The organism is Massilia sp. YIM B02763, from assembly GCF_030412015.1.
Classification (GTDB): domain Bacteria; phylum Pseudomonadota; class Gammaproteobacteria; order Burkholderiales; family Burkholderiaceae_D; genus Telluria.
The window spans coordinates 662,928-680,551 of record NZ_JASNRD010000001.1; the positions used below are offsets into that span (position 1 = coordinate 662,928).

12 protein-coding genes are annotated in these 17,624 nt (G+C 70.0%); 5 read left to right on the forward strand and 7 right to left on the reverse strand.

What is annotated here, in order from left to right; all coding sequences use genetic code 11:
- Positions 1–26 precede the first annotated feature (26 nt).
- Entirely contained in the window at positions 27–941 is a 915-nt protein-coding gene (locus tag QPK32_RS02775; RefSeq protein ID WP_290411250.1) for a LysR family transcriptional regulator, read from the reverse strand.
- Between the two features lie 109 nt (positions 942–1,050).
- Here QPK32_RS02775 and QPK32_RS02780 point away from each other — a divergent pair, with 109 nt between their 5' ends.
- Genes QPK32_RS02780 through QPK32_RS02800 form a run of 5 tightly spaced genes read left to right on the forward strand, consistent with a single transcriptional unit; the run spans position 1,051 to position 6,369 of the window.
- Positions 1,051–2,142: a porin gene (locus QPK32_RS02780; protein ID WP_290411251.1), complete on the forward strand. Its 1,092-nt coding sequence runs from the start codon at positions 1,051–1,053 to the stop codon at positions 2,140–2,142.
- 12 nt (positions 2,143–2,154) lie between these two features.
- Complete coding sequence (locus tag QPK32_RS02785; protein WP_290411252.1) at positions 2,155–2,949, forward strand: substrate-binding domain-containing protein; 795 nt, start codon at positions 2,155–2,157, stop codon at positions 2,947–2,949.
- A 28-nt stretch (positions 2,950–2,977) separates the two neighbouring features.
- Positions 2,978–4,318, forward strand: coding sequence for an MFS transporter (locus QPK32_RS02790; RefSeq protein WP_290411253.1), 1,341 nt, complete (start codon positions 2,978–2,980; stop codon positions 4,316–4,318).
- 52 nt (positions 4,319–4,370) lie between these two features.
- Entirely contained in the window at positions 4,371–5,153 is a 783-nt protein-coding gene (locus QPK32_RS02795; protein ID WP_290411254.1) for a class I SAM-dependent methyltransferase, read from the forward strand.
- A 10-nt stretch (positions 5,154–5,163) separates the two neighbouring features.
- Entirely contained in the window at positions 5,164–6,369 is a 1,206-nt protein-coding gene (locus QPK32_RS02800) for a cation:dicarboxylate symporter family transporter (protein ID WP_290411255.1), read from the forward strand.
- 16 nt (positions 6,370–6,385) lie between these two features.
- Here QPK32_RS02800 and QPK32_RS02805 read toward each other — a convergent pair whose 3' ends face one another.
- The 6 genes from QPK32_RS02805 to QPK32_RS02830 all read right to left on the reverse strand — a co-directional run bounded on the left by QPK32_RS02805 (position 6,386) and on the right by QPK32_RS02830 (position 17,542).
- Positions 6,386–7,321, reverse strand: a complete 936-nt coding sequence (locus tag QPK32_RS02805; RefSeq protein ID WP_290411256.1) for an alpha/beta hydrolase — start codon at positions 7,319–7,321, stop codon at positions 6,386–6,388.
- Between the two features lie 24 nt (positions 7,322–7,345).
- Entirely contained in the window at positions 7,346–10,024 is a 2,679-nt protein-coding gene (locus tag QPK32_RS02810; RefSeq protein WP_290411257.1) for a glycoside hydrolase family 3 C-terminal domain-containing protein, read from the reverse strand.
- Positions 10,025–10,027: 3 nt separating this feature from the next.
- Complete coding sequence (locus QPK32_RS02815; protein WP_290411258.1) at positions 10,028–13,063, reverse strand: glycosyl hydrolase family 28-related protein; 3,036 nt, start codon at positions 13,061–13,063, stop codon at positions 10,028–10,030.
- A 156-nt stretch (positions 13,064–13,219) separates the two neighbouring features.
- Positions 13,220–14,530: a gluconate:H+ symporter gene (locus QPK32_RS02820; protein WP_290411259.1), complete on the reverse strand. Its 1,311-nt coding sequence runs from the start codon at positions 14,528–14,530 to the stop codon at positions 13,220–13,222.
- 12 nt (positions 14,531–14,542) lie between these two features.
- Positions 14,543–15,367, reverse strand: a complete 825-nt coding sequence (locus QPK32_RS02825; RefSeq protein WP_290411393.1) for a TonB-dependent receptor domain-containing protein — start codon at positions 15,365–15,367, stop codon at positions 14,543–14,545.
- Positions 15,368–17,542, reverse strand: a complete 2,175-nt coding sequence (locus QPK32_RS02830; protein ID WP_290411260.1) for a TonB-dependent siderophore receptor — start codon at positions 17,540–17,542, stop codon at positions 15,368–15,370.
- Positions 17,543–17,624 lie beyond the last annotated feature (82 nt).

Here is a 17,624-nt window from a genome sequence, read left to right on the forward strand (position 1 = left end):
CTTTTCCCGCCCGGCGCCGGCCTCGCCTACGGGGATGCCGGCGCCGGCGGAACGAGCGATTCCACCAGCATGTCGAACAGCGTGCGCGCCGCCGGCGCGATGCTGTGGCCGCGGCGCGTGATCAGGCCGAGCGTGCGCTTGATCTCCGGGTTCGCCAGCGGCACGCCGACGATGCCGTCCTGCCGCCCCGGCAGCACGGACAGGCCCGGCACCGCGGCGACGCCCAGGCCCGCCTCGACGAGGGCCAGCACGCCGGACACGTGGTTCACCTCGCACAGGATCACCGGGTGCTTCTCGATGCCGGCCAGCGCCGCGTCGATCACGGTGCGGTTGCCGCTCGACTTGGCGACCGAGATGTAGCGCTCGTCCACCGTCTCCTTCCAGTTCAGCACCTTGCGCGTCGCCAGCGGATGGTCGCTGCGCATCGCCAGCACATAGCTTTCGACGTGGATCGGCTCGAACACGATCTCCGGATTCTCCGCGCCGGCGAAGTTGATGCCGAAATCGGCCTCCCCGCTCAGCACCAGGTTCAGCACGTCCTGGGCGCTCTCGTCGTGGATGCGCACCCGGATGCGCGGATAGCGCGCGGAAAAGCGTGCCAGCACCTCGGGCAGGAAATGCCAGACCGCCGACGGCACGCACGCCAGCGTGACGGTGCCGGTGCGGTGCGCGGCCAGGTCGGCGATGCCCAGCACGGCATCCTCCAGGCCGTCGAGCGCCGTGCGGACGTTGACGAGGAAGGTCTCCCCCACGTTGGTCAGCTGCACGCGCCGCGTCGTCCGTTCGAACAGCTTCACGCCCAGGCTGTCCTCCAGCTTGTCGATGCGCCGGCTGAGGGCCGACTGCGACAGGAACAGGTCGGCCGCCGCCTGGCGGAAGCTGGCCCGTTCGGCGACGGCGACGAAGGCCTGCAGGTCGAGGATGTCGTAATTGATGCGCATGGCACAAGAATAAGCCAGAAAATTGCAATTATCAAATCAGTCATTCTGGCGGATGATATCCCATATAACAACACGCAGCCTCGACAAGAAGGCCTTTCATGGAGACACCATGCGCCATCCAAGCATCTTCGCGGCACTGCTCGCTACAAGCATTCCCTGCTTCGCACAGACGAGCGTCAACCTCTACGGCATCGTCGATGTCGGCCTGCGCTCGTTGAACGGGCTGGGCGCCAACAACACCCCCCTGCCCTCGGGCACCGTGAACTCGGTCGCCAGCGGGGTCAACAACACCAGCCGCTGGGGCATCCGCGGCCAGGAAGCGCTCGGCGGCGGCTGGAACGCCGTGTTCCGCCTCGAGGGCGGCATGAACGCGGACAACGGCACCCAGGCCAAGACCGACCGCCTGTTCGACCGCCAGGCCTGGGCCGGGCTCGAGACGCCCTACGGCACGGTGGCGCTGGGCCGCCAGCCGAACCTGATCTCGGATGCGCTGATCCCCGTCGACCCGCTCGGCAAGCGCTTCGCCTCGTTCAACCCGAACATCAACGTCGCGGGCCTGAGCAACACGAAGTTCGGCACCCATGCATTCGGCACCCAGTACGGCCCCAGCGGCTATGCCGACAATTTCTACCGCCTCGACAACACGATCAAGTACACGGCCACCGTCGGCCCGTGGCAGGCACGCGCCGCCTACTCGGCCGGCGAGGTGGCGGGCGACGCCGACGCGTCCTCCGCCCAGGGCGTGGCGCTGGCCTACCAGCGGCGCGACTGGACGGTGTCCGGCGCCACCATGCGCTTCCGCAGCCGCGAAGGCTTGCCGCTCGATGCGTGGTCGCTGGGCGCGGCCGTGCGCGTGGACGCCTGGCAGTTCAAGGCCAACGCGGCCCGCAACACGGCCGACACCGGACCGGGCCAGACCGTCCACCAGCGCATCCTGTCGGCCGGCGTGAACCGCGCCATCGGTCCCGGCCTGCTGCTGACGGCCGCCTGGTACGGCGTGCGCCGCGACGCCACCGGCCACGTGGACGACGGCTTCGACCGCGAATTCCTGTTCATCGAGAAGTCGCTGGCGCCGCGCACCACCGCCTACGTCGAAGCCGACTACACGACCTGGCGCGGAGACGCCGCCGGCATGACCGGCCCCCATCCCAACGACCGCCACGGCGCCGGCCTGACGCTGGGCCTCAAGCAGGTATTCTAAGGAGACCACACCATGCGACCACACCACACCCTGCTTCGCGCCGCGGCGTTCGCGGCCATCGCTTTCGCTGCAGGCGCGGCCCACGCCGCCGACCTGCGCGTCGTCAGCTCGGGCGGCTTCGCCCAGGCCTACAAGGACTTGTCCGGTCCCTACGAAAAGACCAGCGGCGACCACCTCGTTTCCGAATGGGGCCCGTCGATGGGCGCGACCAGGAACGCGATTCCCGCGCGCCTGGCGCGCGGCGAACCGATCGACGTCGTCATCATGGTCGGCGACGCCCTCGACAAGCTGATGGCCGAGGGCAAGCTGGAGCCGGGCAGCAAGGTGGTTCTGGCGATGTCGCCGATCGCCTGCGCCGTGCGCCACGGCGCCGCCAAGCCGGACATCCACACCGTCGACGGCCTGCGCAAGGCCTTCCTGCAGGCGCAGCACGTGGCCTATTCGGACAGCGCCAGCGGCGAGTACATCAAGCGCGAGCTGATGGACAAGCTGGGCATCCGCAAGCAGATGGAAGGCAAGGCCGCCCAGATCCCGGCCACGCCGGTCGGCGAGATCGTCGCCCACGGCGACGCCGACTTCGGCTGCCAGCAGCGCAGCGAACTGCAGCCCGTGAAGGGCATCGACATCGTCGGCCTGCTGCCACGGGAAGTGCAGCTCGAGACCGAATTCTCCGCCGCCATCGTGCGCGGCAGCCGCCATCCGGACGAGGCGCGCGCGCTGCTGCGCTTCCTCGCCGCCCCGGCCAACGCGCAAGCCATCGCGGCGACCGGCCTCGAGCCGGCGGCGCCGGCCGGCGCGGCGCGCTGAACGACCCACCATTTTTCGAGAGGCCACCATGTCCATCCAATCCACAGCCAAGGCGGAACACGCCGCCCCATCCGCTCCGGCGGCGCATGCGCACGCCCAGCCGGCGCGCGCGCAATCGAAGCTGGCGACCGTCATCCGCGTGACGAGCGGTAACTTCATCGAGATGTACGACTTCTTCCTGTTCGGGTTCTACGCCAGCCATATCGCGGCCGCGTTCTTTCCGGCCACGAGCGAGTACGCGGCGCTGATGATGACCTTCGCGACCTTCGGCGCCGGCTTCTTCATGCGTCCGCTGGGCGCGATCTTCCTGGGCAGCTACATCGACCGCATCGGACGGCGCAAGGGCCTCGTGCTGACGCTCGCCATCATGGCCTCGGGCACGGCGCTGATCGCCTTCGTGCCCGGCTACGCCACCATCGGCATGCTGGCGCCGCTGCTCGTGCTCATCGGCCGCCTGCTGCAGGGCTTTTCCGCGGGCGTGGAACTGGGCGGCGTGTCCGTCTACCTGTCCGAGATGGCCACGCCCGGCAACAAGGGCTTCTACGTCAGCTGGCAGTCGGCCAGCCAGCAGCTGGCCGTGATCTGCTCGGCCGCGCTGGGCTATGGACTGAACCAGCTGATGCCGAAGGACCTCATCGCCGACTGGGGCTGGCGCATCCCGTTCTTCATCGGCTGCTCGATCATCCCGGTCGTGTTCTACATCCGCAAGTCGCTGCAGGAAACGGAAGCCTACCTCGCGCAGAAGACGCGCCCCACCTTCGGCCAGATGATGCGCACGATCGGCGCCAACTGGCTGCTGGTCACCGTCGGCACCATGCTGATCGTGCTCACCACCGTCGCGTTCTACCTGATCACCGTCTACACCCCGACCTTCGGCAAGAGCGTGCTGAAGCTGACCACCGAGGAAAGCCTGCTGGTGACGCTGTGCGTGGGCGTGTCGAACTTCTTCTGGCTGCCCGTGATGGGCGCCGTGTCGGACCGCATCGGCCGCTGGCCCGTGATGGCCACCTGCGCCGCGCTGACGGCCATCACCGCCTACCCGGCGCTCTCGTGGCTGATCGCCAACCCGAGCTTCGGCCACATGGTCATGATCGAGCTGTGGCTGTCCTTCCTGTACGGCAGCTATAACGGCGCGACCATCGTGGCGCTCACCGAGATCATCCCCGTGCAGATCCGCACCACCGGCTTCTCGCTGGCCTACAGCCTGGCGACCGCGCTGTTCGGCGGCATGACCCCGCTGCTGTCGACCTGGCTGATCGAGACCACCGGCGACAAGGCGGCGCCCGGTTACTGGATGGCGGGCGCCGGCGCGATCAGCCTGGTGGCCACGTTCCTGATCTACCGCGGCATCGTCAAGGCGCGCACCTGACGCGGCGGGCCGGGGCGGGTATCATGGCGGCGACGAATCCAGGATGACGACCATGCCGACGCCCCCTTCCTCTTCCCCCGCCGTTGCCCCCAACCCAGCCCGCAACTGGTTCGACCAGGGCGGCAGCGCCTATGCGCGCTTCCGCCCCGAGTATCCGCCGGAACTCGCGGCCTTCCTCGCGCAAGCGGCCCCGGCCCGGGGCCTGGCGGTCGATGCCGGCTGCGGCAACGGCCAGCTCACCCAGCTGCTGGCGCCCTGCTTCGCGCACGTGGTGGGCGTCGACCCCAGCGCCGACCAGATCGCGAACGCGGCGCTTGACCCCCGCATCGACTACCGCTGCGCGCCGGCGGAACACCTGCCCGTCGCGGACGGCAGCGCCGACCTGGTGACGGCGGCGCAGGCCGCGCACTGGTTCGACCTGCCCGCGTTCTACGCCGAAGTGCGACGCATCGGCCGCCCCGGCGCCGTGCTGGCGCTGGTCAGCTACGGGGTGCTGCGCATGGACGCGGCGCTCGACGCCCGCTTCCAGTCCTTCTACCGCGACGAGATCGGCCCCTACTGGCCGCCGCAGCGGCATCTCGTCGACACGGGCTACGCCACCATCGACTTTCCGTTCGCCGAGTTCGCGGCGCCGCCGATGGAGATCCGCCGCGACTGGACGCTGCCGCAGTTCCTCGGCTACCTCACGACGTGGTCGGCCGTGCGCAGCGCCCGCGAAGCGGGGCGCGAGGCGCTCTTGACCGCCTTCGCCCAGGACGTGTCGGCGGCCTGGGGCGATCCGGACGCCACGCGCACGGTGCGCTGGCCGCTGAACATGCGCATCGGGCGCCTGTAGCGGGACCCGGGTGGCGCGCCCGCCATCGATCCTGCCGCTGGCCGCCGCCATCGCGGCGGGCCTCGCGCTCGGGATCGCCGCTCCCGCGGCGGCCGTGACGACGCACGTGCTGAGCGAGGTCTTCATCCGCCTGCTCGGCTGGATCATGGCGCCGCTCGTGTTCTGCATGCTGGCCGACGGCGCCGCCGCGCTGGGCCGCCACCGCGACGCCGGCCGCACCGGCCTGTCCATGCTGCTGTACTTCGGCGCGATGTCGCTGCTGTCGATGCTGGGCGGCCTCGTGGCCGGTGTGGTGCTGGAGCCGGGCATCGGCATGGCCGCCAGCGCGGACGGCAGTGCGGCGCTGGCCCGGCACGGATCCCTCGCGCCGCATGCGCTGCCGCACTGGATGGCCTGGCTGCCGGCGCTGCAGCCGAACAACCTCGCCGTGCTGGCGCTGGCCCTGCCCTTCGGCCTGGTGGCCGGGCTACGCCCCGGCATGCGCCTGCTCGGCTGGATCGGCGCCGTGCGCGGCGGCCTGCTGGCGGCGACCCGGATCGTGTTGTGGCTGGCGCCGGCCGCGGCGTTCGGCGCCATGGCGTCGGCCGTCGGCCGCTCGGGCCTGGGCTCGCTGCTGCCGCTGCTGCGCTTCGTCGTCGCCATCAACCTGGCCAGCATCCTGTTCGTGTTCCTCGTGTACGGCGGCGTCGCGCGCCTCGTGCGCCTGCCGCTGGGGCGCTTCCTCTTCTTCCTGCGCAACGAGCTGGTCCTCGTCGCCTCCACCGGCGCCACGCTGGCGGCGCTGGCGCCGCTGAGCGAGCGGCTCGCGCGCCTGGGCTGCCCGCGCCGCCTCGTCGACGTCGTGCTGCCGTTCTCGTATTCGCTGAACCTGTCCGGGACCTATTTGTACATCGCCATGGCGCTCGTCTTCCTCGCCGAGGCGTCGGACGTCCATCTCGGCTGGCACGAACTGGCGCTGATGTTCGGCGTCGGCCTCCTGTCCAGCAAGGGCGCGGCCGGCGTCGCCGGCTCCGCGCTGGCGACGCTGGTGGCGACGGCGGCGCTGCTGCACGTCGCGTCGGCCGACACGGTCGCGCTGCTGGTCGCGATCGACCGCACGATGAAGTGCCGCCTGCTGACCAACGTCATCGGGCACAGCCTCGCCTGCGTGGTGCTGGCCGCGCGCGACGGGAGCCTGGACCGGGACGCACTGGGCAGGGAGCTGGGACGCCCCTAGCGCCTCCCGGGCGACGTCAGCCGCCCTGCTTCAGGTAGCCGTGCATCTCCAGCCAGCGCGCGAACGCGTCGAACCATCCGGTGCTGGTGGTCGTCTTCGGGTACATGCCGAAGCCGTGGCCGCCCTGCTCGTACAGGTGGAACTCGACGGGGCGGCCGGCCGCGCGCCAGCCCTCCACGAGGCCGAAGCCGCCCTTGGCGAACAGCGGATCGTCGGCCGCCAGCGCGACGAACATCGGCGGCGCATCGGCCGGCACCTTCATCGCGGACAGCGGGCCGTAGATGTTGGCGATGAACGCCGGTTTCGCGTCCTGGCCGTGCAGCGCGGTGGCCATCGTCAGCATCGCGCCGGCCGAGAAGCCGGCCATGCCGATGCGGTCCGGCGCCACGTGCCACTCGCCGGCGCGGGCGCGCACCAGGGCGAAGGCGGCGCGGGCGTCGGCGATCTGCGGCGCCAGCGTCCTGGCCGGATCGTCCTGGCCCGGCGGGCGGGCCGCGCGCGCGGCGCCGGAAAACATCTCGGCCATCGAGCGTTCGAACGCCGCCATGTCGGCCGGCGTCTGGTTCAGGCGGTACTTCAGCACGAAGGCGGCGACGCCGCGCGCGTTCAGCGCCTTGGCGACGTCCCAGCCCTCGTTGCTCATCGAGAGCGTGCGGAAGCCCCCGCCCGGCGCCACGATCACGGCGGCGCCCGTGGCCCTGGCCGGATCGGGCAGGAACGGCGTCAGCGTGGCGACGGTGACGTTGCGCGCGAACTGGCTGCCGTACTGCGTGTGCCAGCTTTCCTGCACGGTGGCGCCCGGCAACGGCCCCGTATTCAGCACGATGGCGCCCGGCTGCGCGGGCGTCGCGATGGGCGTCATCTTGTCGTTCTGCGCCAGCGCGGGGCCGGCGCACAGGACGGCGGTCACGACGGCCGCACCGAGGGCGCGGCGGATTCCTTGCATGGTCATGGTGTCTCCTTTGTCATCGAATGGTCAGCGCGGCAGAACGTCGGAACGCTTCAGCACCACCGTGGCCGCCTGCCCGGCGACGCCGGTGCCCGGCTGCCCGCTCCCCACGGTCACGCCCAGCGTGCCCGGCATCAGCTGGCGCACGCCGTCGCGCGTGACGAAGCTCAGGTCGCGCGGCGACAGGCGGAAGCTGACGGTGCGGCGCTCGCCCGCCTTCAGCGACAGGCGCTGGAAGCCGCGCAGCGCCACGCGCGGCGCGCCCTCGAAGGCCGGCGGCGTCAGGTAGAGCTGGGCGACCTCGTCGCCGTCGCGCTTGCCGGTATTCGACACCGTGGTGGTGACGAGCACGCCGTTTTCCGGCGCGCCGTCGACGGGCTCCACTTGCAGCGGCCCGTAGGCGAAGGTCGTGTAGCTGAGGCCGAAGCCGAACGGATAGACGGGCGTGCCCGTGAAGTAGCGGTAGGTGCGGCCCTTCATGCCGTAGTCGTCGAACGGCGGCAGGTCGGCCACGCTGCGGTAGAACGTCAGCGGCAGGCGGCCGCCGGCATCCGACTTGCCGCTGACGACGTCGGCCACGGCCTGCCCGCCGGACTGGCCCGGATACCACGCGGCGACGATGGCCGACGCATTGTCCTTCGCCCACGACAGGTCGATGGCGCTGCCGCCCATGACGACGACGACCAGTGGCTTGCCCGTCGCCTTGGCCTGTTCCAGCAGGCGGCGCTGGTCGCGCGGCAGGTCGAGCGAGGTCCGGTCGCCGCCCGCGAAGCCCTCGATCTTCAGGGCCAGTTCCTCGCCCTCCAGGTCCGACGTCAGCCCGACGACGGCGACGACGACGTCCGCGTCGGCGGCGGCTTTCTTCAGCTCCGCCTGCGGGTTCCTGGAGATGCGTTTCCAGAACAGGCCCGGCACGGCGGTGACGCCCGTCTCGGTCTGGTAGCGGATCGGATACGACTTCCCCTTTTCCAGGGAAACTTCCGCCAGCTGCAGCGGCTCGGCCCAGCGCGAATAGCTTTTCGCGGCGGCGGCCGGCTTGCCCGCCACCGTCATCTGCCCCTGCACGCCCGTCACGCCGATGCGGTAGGTGCCCGTCTCGGGCGCGACGAGAGAACCCGTCCAGACGACCTTGTGGTGGTCCGCCACCTCCTTCAGTTCGAGCGCGTGCGATTCCAGTCCGGGCTCGACCCGCACGGCGGCTGGCTTGGCCTCGAACGGCGTCTTGCCCGGCACCGCGGCGCCGGCCGCGCCGCCGTTGCGGTTGAAATACTCCGCGCGCAGGCCTGGCTTGCCGTCCGGCGTGCGGAATGCCGACGGCGGCACGGGGTCGCCGTCCGTGATCGAGGCGCCGAACGGCACCGCCTGGATGCGCGCGCCGGGTAGCGCCGCGCGCAGGCCGTCCAGGACCGAGACGGGCGGCGCGCTCTGCGTCGACGAATAATTCCCGCGCAGCACGCGCGTCGCGTCCGCGAGCGGCCCGGCGACGGCGATGCGGACATCGCTTCTCAACGGCAGCACGCCGTCGTTCTTCAGCAGCACCAGGCTCTCGACGGCAGCCTTCAGCGCGAGCGCGCGGTGTTCCGGCGTATCGATCGCCGTGACCGGCACGGGCTCGTGCGCGCGCGCCGGCAGGCCGGCGAGGTCGCCATTGCGCAGGCGCGCCGAGAACAGCCGCACCAGCGCGCGGTCGATGTCGGCCATGCCGATCAGGCCGCGCTGGTACGCCTCGCGGTAGCGCTGGTCCAGGCCCGGCGTGTCGCTGAGGGTCTGGGTATTGCACTCGTTGTCCGTGCCGGCCTTGAGCGCGACGGCGACGGCGGCGGCCGGGTCGGTCGCGTACTTGCTGTGGATCGAGATGTCGGTGACGGCGTCGCAGTCGGACACGACGTAGCCCTTGAAGCCCCAGGCGCCGCGCAGCGTGCGCTCCAGCAGCAGGTTGCTGCCGCACGCCGGCTGGCCGTTGATGCGGTTGTAGGCGCACATGACGGAGCCGGCCTTGCCGTCGACGATGGCGGCTCGGAACGCGGGCAGGTAGGTGTCTTCCAGGTCGTGGTCGGACACGAACACATTGGCCACGTGGCGCGTCGGCTCCGGACCGCTGTGCACGGCGAAATGCTTGGGCGTGGCGATCACCTTCGGCAGCTCCGGATCCGGGCCCTGCACGCCCTGCACGAAGGCCACGCCCAGCACCGCCGTCAGGTACGGGTCTTCGCCGTACGTCTCCTGGCCGCGGCCCCAGCGCGGATCGCGGAAGATGTTGATGTTCGGCGACCACGTGTCCAGGCCCGTGCCGATGCGGCCCAGGCGGCCCGTCTCGCGGCCCAGCGTGTGCAGCGCCTGCACCTCGGTGCCGATGGCGGACGCCACGTCGCGCAGCAGCTTCTCGTCGAACGTCGCGGCCAGGCCGATCGGCTCGGGGAAGTTCGTCGTCGGCACGGGTCCCAGCGCCCCGTGCAGCGATTCGGTCCACCAGTTGTACGCCGGGATGCCCAGGCGCGGCAGCGCCGGCGCCACGTTCAGCAGCTGGGCGATCTTCTCGTCCAGCGTCATCCGCGCCACCAGCGCGCCGGCCCGGGCATCGGCGTCGGCACGCACGTCCGCGCGCACATCCACGCGCATTTCGGCGCCATGGGCCAGCACGGGCAGCGCCAGCAGCACCGCATGGCAGAGGGCCGTGCGGCCCAGTCGTGTGAATGTCGTGCGCATGGCTCAGATCCTCGCCGAATACAGCGCATGGTGCGTCAGGATGAACAGCGTGCGCTTGTCGGCACCGCCGAACAGCAGCTGCAGCGGCCGCGCCGGCACGTCGATGCGGCCCACTTCCTTGCCATTGCCGTCGTAGACGAATACCTGGCCGTTGGCCACGTAGACGCGGCCGTCCGGGCCCAGCGCCGCGCTCTCGCCGCCGCGGTCGGCCACGCGCTTCAGGTCCGTCAGCGCGCCTCCCGCGCCAACGAGCGCGCTGTAGGTGATGTTGCGCGACGCGTTGGTGACGAGCGCGCGTTCGCCCGACTTGGCGGTGACGAAGCCGTGCGCGTCCAGCGTGTCCGACCAGCGGTGGCCCAGGTGGTCGGGCGAGCCGTGGCGCGTGACGCGGAAGGCCGGCAGCACCAGGCTGCCGTCGGGCGACACGTATTCGCGCGCCTTGGCCTGGCCGACGTCGCGCGCGAACATCTCGTCCAGCGTCGTGAACTCGTAGGTCTGCAGGTCCAGCTGGTCCTTGAACTCGCCGTTGTTCCAGAAGTTCACGGGCAGCGCCAGGCGCGCCTTCGCGTGCTGCGCCGCCGGCGTGGGCGCGATGAAGGCGGGCTGCGCCCCCGGCACGCGCGGGTCGAGCGCGTACACGGTGGCGTCCTTGCCGCTGGAGGACAGCACCAGCAGCTTGCCGCTGTCCTCGACGGCCAGGTTGACGGGGTCGAGCGGATAGTCGCTGGCGACCTTCAGGCCCTCGCCCGCCGCCCAGCTGAAGATGCGCTGGAAGTGGCGGTCGATGAAGTACAGCCGCCCGCTCGCGTCGACGGCGCCGCCGGCGATGGAATAGAAGCCGTCCTGCAGCTTGTCCACGGTGGCCATCGACGGGGTCGGCGCCGCGGTCGGCTTCGCGCCCGTGTAGTCGTACACGGAGAACATGCGCTCGCGGATCTCGAGGCCGTTGGTGACGTCGGTGATCGCGTTCTCGTACGGGTATTTCGACGCGCGCAGGTAGGCGGTGCAGCCGTTCTCGTCGCAGGTGGGGAAGCCGCTTTCGGCGTTCACGGCCACGTTGCGGAAGCGGATGCCGCTCGAATTGGCCAGGCGCACGGCGGTCGGCGCCGGCTTCATCGAGCGCGTGACGCGGTAGGCGTGCAGGTTCGCGAGCAGGATGTTCTTCGAGTTGCGGATGTCGACCGCCACCGAGTCGGCGCCGTCGCGCACCTCCTCTTCCGTCTGCGGCGCGTGGAATTCCCAGTTCTCGACGCCGTCCAGCACGATCTCGTTGCGGATGTGGTGCTCGGCCGAGAGCTCGTAGACGCGGCCCGGGGTCTTCGTGTTGGTGACGTAGAAGCCCGCCTGCGCGTGGCCGGCCGGGACCCACACGCCGGTGAACGTGCCGCCGCCCCCGTCCGTGACCCAGACGTTCGGGTACTGGCGGTCCCACCACGCGCTGGTGTCGAAGCGCGGGCCCTTCTTGTACGGGTCGGTGTCCGCGCCCATGCTCCACTGGAAACGGATGTCGTCCACCAGCGACTTCGCGCCGGCGCGCCACAGCAGGCCCACGGCGCGGTTGTTGACTTCGCCCGTATTGATGCCGATGCCCGTCACGACGGCGTCGCCGCCGCGCGCGCTCTCGATCACGGCCTTCGGCACGCCGGCGCCCTGGTACAGCGGCGAGCCGTTCGGCAGGCGCAGCTGCGTCAGGCCCGGGTGCAGGCCGATCAGCACCGTGTCGGGCTTCAGGCGGATCGTGTCGTTGACGACGTAGATCCCGAGCGGCAGGTAGACGGCGCGGCGGCTGTCGATCGCCTTCTGGATGGCGGCCGTGTCGTCGGTCACGCCGTCGCCCTTGGCGCCGAAGCTCTTCGCGCTGGCCCACTCGGCGCTGGGCGGCAGCGCGCGCAGCACGCGCCCGCCCCCCTCCTTCGCCCTGGCCGGCAGCGCCGCTGTCTTGAAATAGGTGTCGAACGCACCCGGCGCACCCGCGTTCGCGACCTTCAGCCCGTGGTTGAATTCGGCCACCTGGTAATCGCGGCCGGTGCCCGCCAGCGTCTTGCCGCTGTCGCGGAAGCGGGCAAAGGTCGGCACGTTGCGCGCGCTGGCGCGCTCGAAGCCGACCTGCGTGTAGACGTTGTTCTCGTTGCTGACGATGACGCCCGCCTTCGACACGTTCTCGAAGCGCACGTCCTGCCCCCACAGCCAGTCGCCGTAGCCGCGGTCGATCTCGATGCCGACCGGGGTGTTGCGGATCTCCGTGTTCGCCAGCGTCAGCGCCGCCTCGTGCTCGCGGATGGCGGCGTCGCGCTGGCCGTCGAAGTGGGAATCGAGCAGCGTGAACTGCCAGGCCGGCGAGGTCTTCTCGGCCAGGATGCCGTAGCGGCCGCCGTAGAAGCGCAGGTTGTAGGCGATGTTGCCCACCTGGTAGACGCCGGCCAGGCCCGAGCCCATGCGAAAGTCGATGTGCGACAGGTTCGAGTGCTGCGCCGTGTGCATGCGCACGCCGCTGGCGGCCGGGTTGCCGTCGCCGACCTCGAAGTCGACGTTCGACAGGGCCGAATAGAAGGTCGAGGAATTCGCGTCGCGCACCGGCTTGTTGGCGGGGTCGAACGGCACCGCGCCCGGCACGGGCATGGCCACGCCGCCGATATTGTAGGTGTCGGTGCCGGTGAAGATCACCATGTTCGCCAGGCCCTTCTGGAAGCCCGGCGTGTTCGGGCCCAGCACCAGCACGGGACGCGTCTTGCCGACGCCGTACAGGCGCACGGCGATCGGGATCAGGATGCTGCGGCTGATGCGGTAGCGGCCCGACGGCAGGAACACGACGCCGCCGGCGCCATTGTTCGCGGCGCGGTCGATGGCCTGCTGGATGGCGTCCGTGTCGTCGGCCTTGCCGTCGCCCTTGCCGCGCACGACGATGGCGCGCGCATCCTCGGGCATGGCCTGGTAGGCGGACACGGACGGCGGCGGCGCGCTGGCGGCGAAGGCGGCGCCGTGCAAGGTCAGGATGGCGGCGAGCGCCACGGGGAGCAGATGGGTCGATCGGTCTTTCAATGTGGTCTCCTTGTTATCTTCTTCAATATTGTCGGCCTCAGTACCGTCGCCCCGGCGCAGGCCGGGCCCAATCTGGTCGTGCAACGGGTGCGCACGAAGCATTGGGCCCCGGCCTGCGCCGGGGCGACGTGCCAGGCAACGTGCCGGTACGGCGCTTCACCCGACTAACAGCGACAGGATCAGCACGAACACGATGCCGAAGGTGCCGGCCAGCGTCTCCATCGCCGTCCACGAGCGGAAGGTGTCCTTCAGCGACAGGCCGAAGTATTCCTTGAACATCCAGAACGCCGAGTCGTTCACGTGGCTGAACATCAGGCTGCCGGCGCCGACGGCCAGCACCATCAGGTTCGGGTTCACACCCGTCGATTCGACCAGCGGCCCGACCACGCCGGCCGCCGTGAGGCCGGCGACGGTGGCGGATCCGAGGCATACGCGGATCAGCGTCGCCACGGCCCATCCCAGCAGCAGCGGCGGCACCGGCAGGCTGGCCAGCTGCGCGCCCAGTTGCGCGCTCACGCCCGCTTCCGTCAGCACCTGCTTCAGCGCGCCGGCGCCGGCGATGATCAGGAGGATCGGCGCGATCTCGCGCAGCGCCTCCTGCGCCGAGGCCATCACCTGCGCCAGCGTGCGGCCCCGCCCCAGGCCCAGCGTGTACACGGCCACCAGGTAGGACGCCAGCATCACGACGAGCGGGTTGGCGAAGAACGCCAGCGGCCGTGAGAGCGCCGGGTCCAGCAGCGTGGCCAGCGTGAAGGCGCCCAGCAGCAGCACGGGCAGCAGCGCGGTGGCGAAGCTGGCGAAGGCACCGGGCAGTTCGTGCTCGGGGATCGGTGCGCCCTGGAACACGGGTGCCGGCTGGGCGCGGATGCGCTTGAGCGTGAGCGCGAACAGTGGGCCGGCGATGCACAGCGTCGGCAGCGCGACGATCAGGCCGTACAGCAGCGTCGTGCCCAGGTCCGCCTGCACGGCCGCGACCAGCGCCGTCGGCGACGGGTGCGGCGGCAGGAAGCCGTGCGCGATCGACAGGCCGGCCAGCAGGGGCATGCCGAGCGCCACCGCCGGTCGGCCCGATTGCGCCACCAGCGAGAAGATCAGCGGGATCATCAGCACGAAGCCGACGTTGTAGTACAGCGGCAGCCCGACGACGAAGCCGGTGACCGTCATGGCGACGGGCATGCGCGCCGGGCCCAGCGTCTCGACCAGGCCGATGGCGATGCGCCGCGCGGCGCCGCTGTCGGCGATCAGCTTGCCGAACACGGCGCCCACGCAGATGACGACGACCAGCGACCCGAGCAGGTCGCCGATCCCTTTCTCGATGGCGCCGGGTATCTTCTCGGACGGCACCCCGAGCATCAGGGCGGCGGCCATGGCGGCCACCACGAACGCCAGCAGGGGCTGTACCTTCCCCCAGGCGATCATGACGGTCAGCATGACCACCACCAGCAGTACGGCACACAGGCTCCACACGCCGGTGGGCCCTCAGAACGTCATGCGCACGCCGGCGCGGTAGGTACGGCCGATGGCATCGTACACGGCCGGGTTCAGCGCCAGGCTCAGGTTCGTCTGCGGCACCAGCACCGGATCGCGGTCGGCCAGGTTGTCGACCTTGAAGTAGGCCGTGACCTGCTTCGAGACGTTGTACGTGGCCCCGAAGTCGATATACACGGCGCCCGGCATGTGGTTGTCGTAGATCGTCGGGTGCGCCGCCGTCGGCAGCGGGCAGTTGGTCCGGCACTCGATGTATTCGTTATTGAATACGCCGGCGCCGATCCAGCGCTCGCTCAGCGTCACGCCCAGCTTGCCCTGCAGCAGGCCATCCCAGGACTGCGACACCAGCGCCTTCCACTTCGGCGTCGCGCCCGTCATGTTGCCGGCGCCTTCGCTCGGCGTGGTGCCCGGCACGCCCGGATCGGAGATCGAGTGGATGGTGCGCGTGGCCAGGCCGCGCAGCGTCACGGCGCCGGGCAGGCCGAAGTCGCCCATGTTCAGCCGGTAGGCCGTCTCGAAGTCGACGCCGCGGGTGTGCAGCGAGGCGAAATTGAAGCTCTGCGCCAGCACGTAGTTCGTCCCCGCCGGCCCGTTGATCGACACGGAATTGCAGACCTCCTGGTTGCCCGCGTAGCACAGGTCGACTTCCTGCTGCGGGTTCAGGGAGCTGATCACGTTCTTGACCTTGATGTCGAAGTAGTCGACGGAGAAGTTGAAGTTGCGCGCCCAGCTCGGCTGGCTCAGGATGATGCCGAACGAGTTGTTGCGGGCGACTTCCGGCTTCAGGTTCGGATTGCCGACGTTGCGCTGCTGGATCTAGATCGACTGGCCCTGGTTGTTGTTGACGGCCTGGTTGGTGACGGTCATGGCCGCGTACAGCTCGGACAGGTTGGGCGCGCGCACGTCCTTCGAGCTCACCGCGCGCAGGCGGATGCCGTCCAGCGGCGTCTTCCACGTCGCGCCGATCTTCCAGGCGCTGGCCTTGCCGGCCGTGCTGTATTTTTCCTCGCGGTCGGCGAGGTTCAGGTTGGCCTCGCCCCAGGTATCCGACTTCAGGAACGGCACGTTGAACTCGACGTAGGCCTCGCGCACGTTGAAGCTGCCCTTGCCGTTGTGGTAGTTGCCCGCGAACCAGTTGTCGCCCGTCCGGGACAGCGTCGGGTCGGCCGGATAGCTGGCCGAGTACGGCGACTCGTAGGCCTCGCCCGCGCCGTAGGGGTCGCCATACACCGCGTATTTCTCGCGCCGGTATTCGGCGCCGAAGGCCATGGAGACGGGACCGGCCCAGCCCTTCCAGACTTCGCCGTTGATATTGACGCTGGCGACGTCCTGGCTGGAATCCGTGTGCTGCATGGGACCGTTTTCCGGCGCGATGTAGTTCCAGCCCGCCAGGTTGATGGGGACGTCGCCCAGGATGTTGATCGGCTGGCAGCCGGCGGCGCGCGCCGCGGCGCTGCGGCAGACGACCTGGCCGCTGGCCGGGTCGCGCACGGCGTCGATGGCGAAGTTGTAGCGAGGGTTGAGCGTGATGTCCTTCACGTGGATGACGGTGGTGTTCTCGCCGTGCTCGATGTAGGCGTCGTAGCGCCAGTTCCTGCCGAACAGGCCGAACTGGCCGTCGGCGCCGATCACGAAGCGGCGCTGGGTGCGGGTCGGGTGCACGTTGATGTCGGCCGGGAACTGGGCGTTGGCCGTACCGACCGGCATCGCGCCGCTCGGATAGCCCGCCAGGCAGGGCGCGACGAGCGAAGCCGGCAGGTAGGCGTTGTCGCAGCGGATCGACAGGTTGCCCTGCTTGGCGGCGCCCGGATTCGGCTGGAACACGGACTTCACCTGCGCCCAGTTACCCGTGAAATAGATCTCGTTGTCCGCGTCGAGGTCCCAGGAGATGCGGGTATAGGCCACCTGGCGCTTGAAGTTCATCGCCAGGTTGGTGCCGTTGCCGACGCTGCCCGAGCGGTCGCCGCCGACGCAGAAGTTGCCGACGCAATCGGTGCCGTACTCGAACGGGTACGGCGTGCCGCCCGGACCGAACGCCGTGCCGCGCAGCGGACCGCCCGTGATCAACCCGTATTTCGCGTACTGGATGTGCTGGGCATTGTGGATGTACTTGTAGCGCGGCGCGCCGGCCGCCTGCATCGCCGGCGTCGATTCCTGCAGCGCCGGGTTGTCGTACCACGAGCGGCCGCCCGCGTTGACCTGGCCGAAGCGCGGCGCGTCGATGCCTTCGTGCTTGGTGAACTCGCCGCTGGCCGTCACGTGCAGGCGGTCGTTCAGGAACGCCTTGCCCCACGCCGCCTGCAGCGTGCCGTTCTTGTCGTCGCTGTACTTGGTCATGCCCCCTTCGACGTTGGCCTTGAAGCCGGTGAACTTCTTGTCCGTGATGAAGTTGACGACGCCGCCGATGGCGTCCGACCCGTAGGAGGCCGAAGCGCCGCCGGTGACGACGTCGACGCGCTTGACGAGCAGTTGCGGGAACTGGCTGACGTCCGTCACGCCGGTGACGTTGGCGCCCACCACGCGCTGGCCGTCCAGCAGCGTCAGCGTGCGCAGCGTGCCGAGGCCACGCAGCGACAGCGAGGACAGGCCCTGGATGCCGCTCGAGGTGCTGAAGGTATTCGTGGTGCGCCCCGTGCTGCCCTGCAGCGCGGGCAGTTCGGTAAGGGTGTCGAACAGGTTCGGCTTGGCCGCCTTTTCGATGTCGGCCGTGGACAGCGTGGTGGTCGGCGTGGGCTGGTTGAAGCCGCGCGTGGCGATGCGCGAGCCGGACACGACGACGGTGCTGACACCGTTGGCCGCCGTCGCGGCAGCAGGTGCGGCAGGCGCGGCGGTCGGCGCGGAAGCGGGCGGCGCGGCATCGGTGGCGGCCGCCGCGTCCGGCGGGGTTTGCTGGACTTGCCGGGCTTCCTGCGATTGGGCAGGCATGGCGAGCATGCCGCAGGCGCTGGCCACGGCAAGGTGAACCAGCGTCTTCTGGAATGGCGTTTGCATCGTGTCTCCGTTCTTATAGTTGGCGTACCGGTCGGGTATGGGCACCCGTACTCGTCGTTCGATGACTTTCCATGAAGCTGAA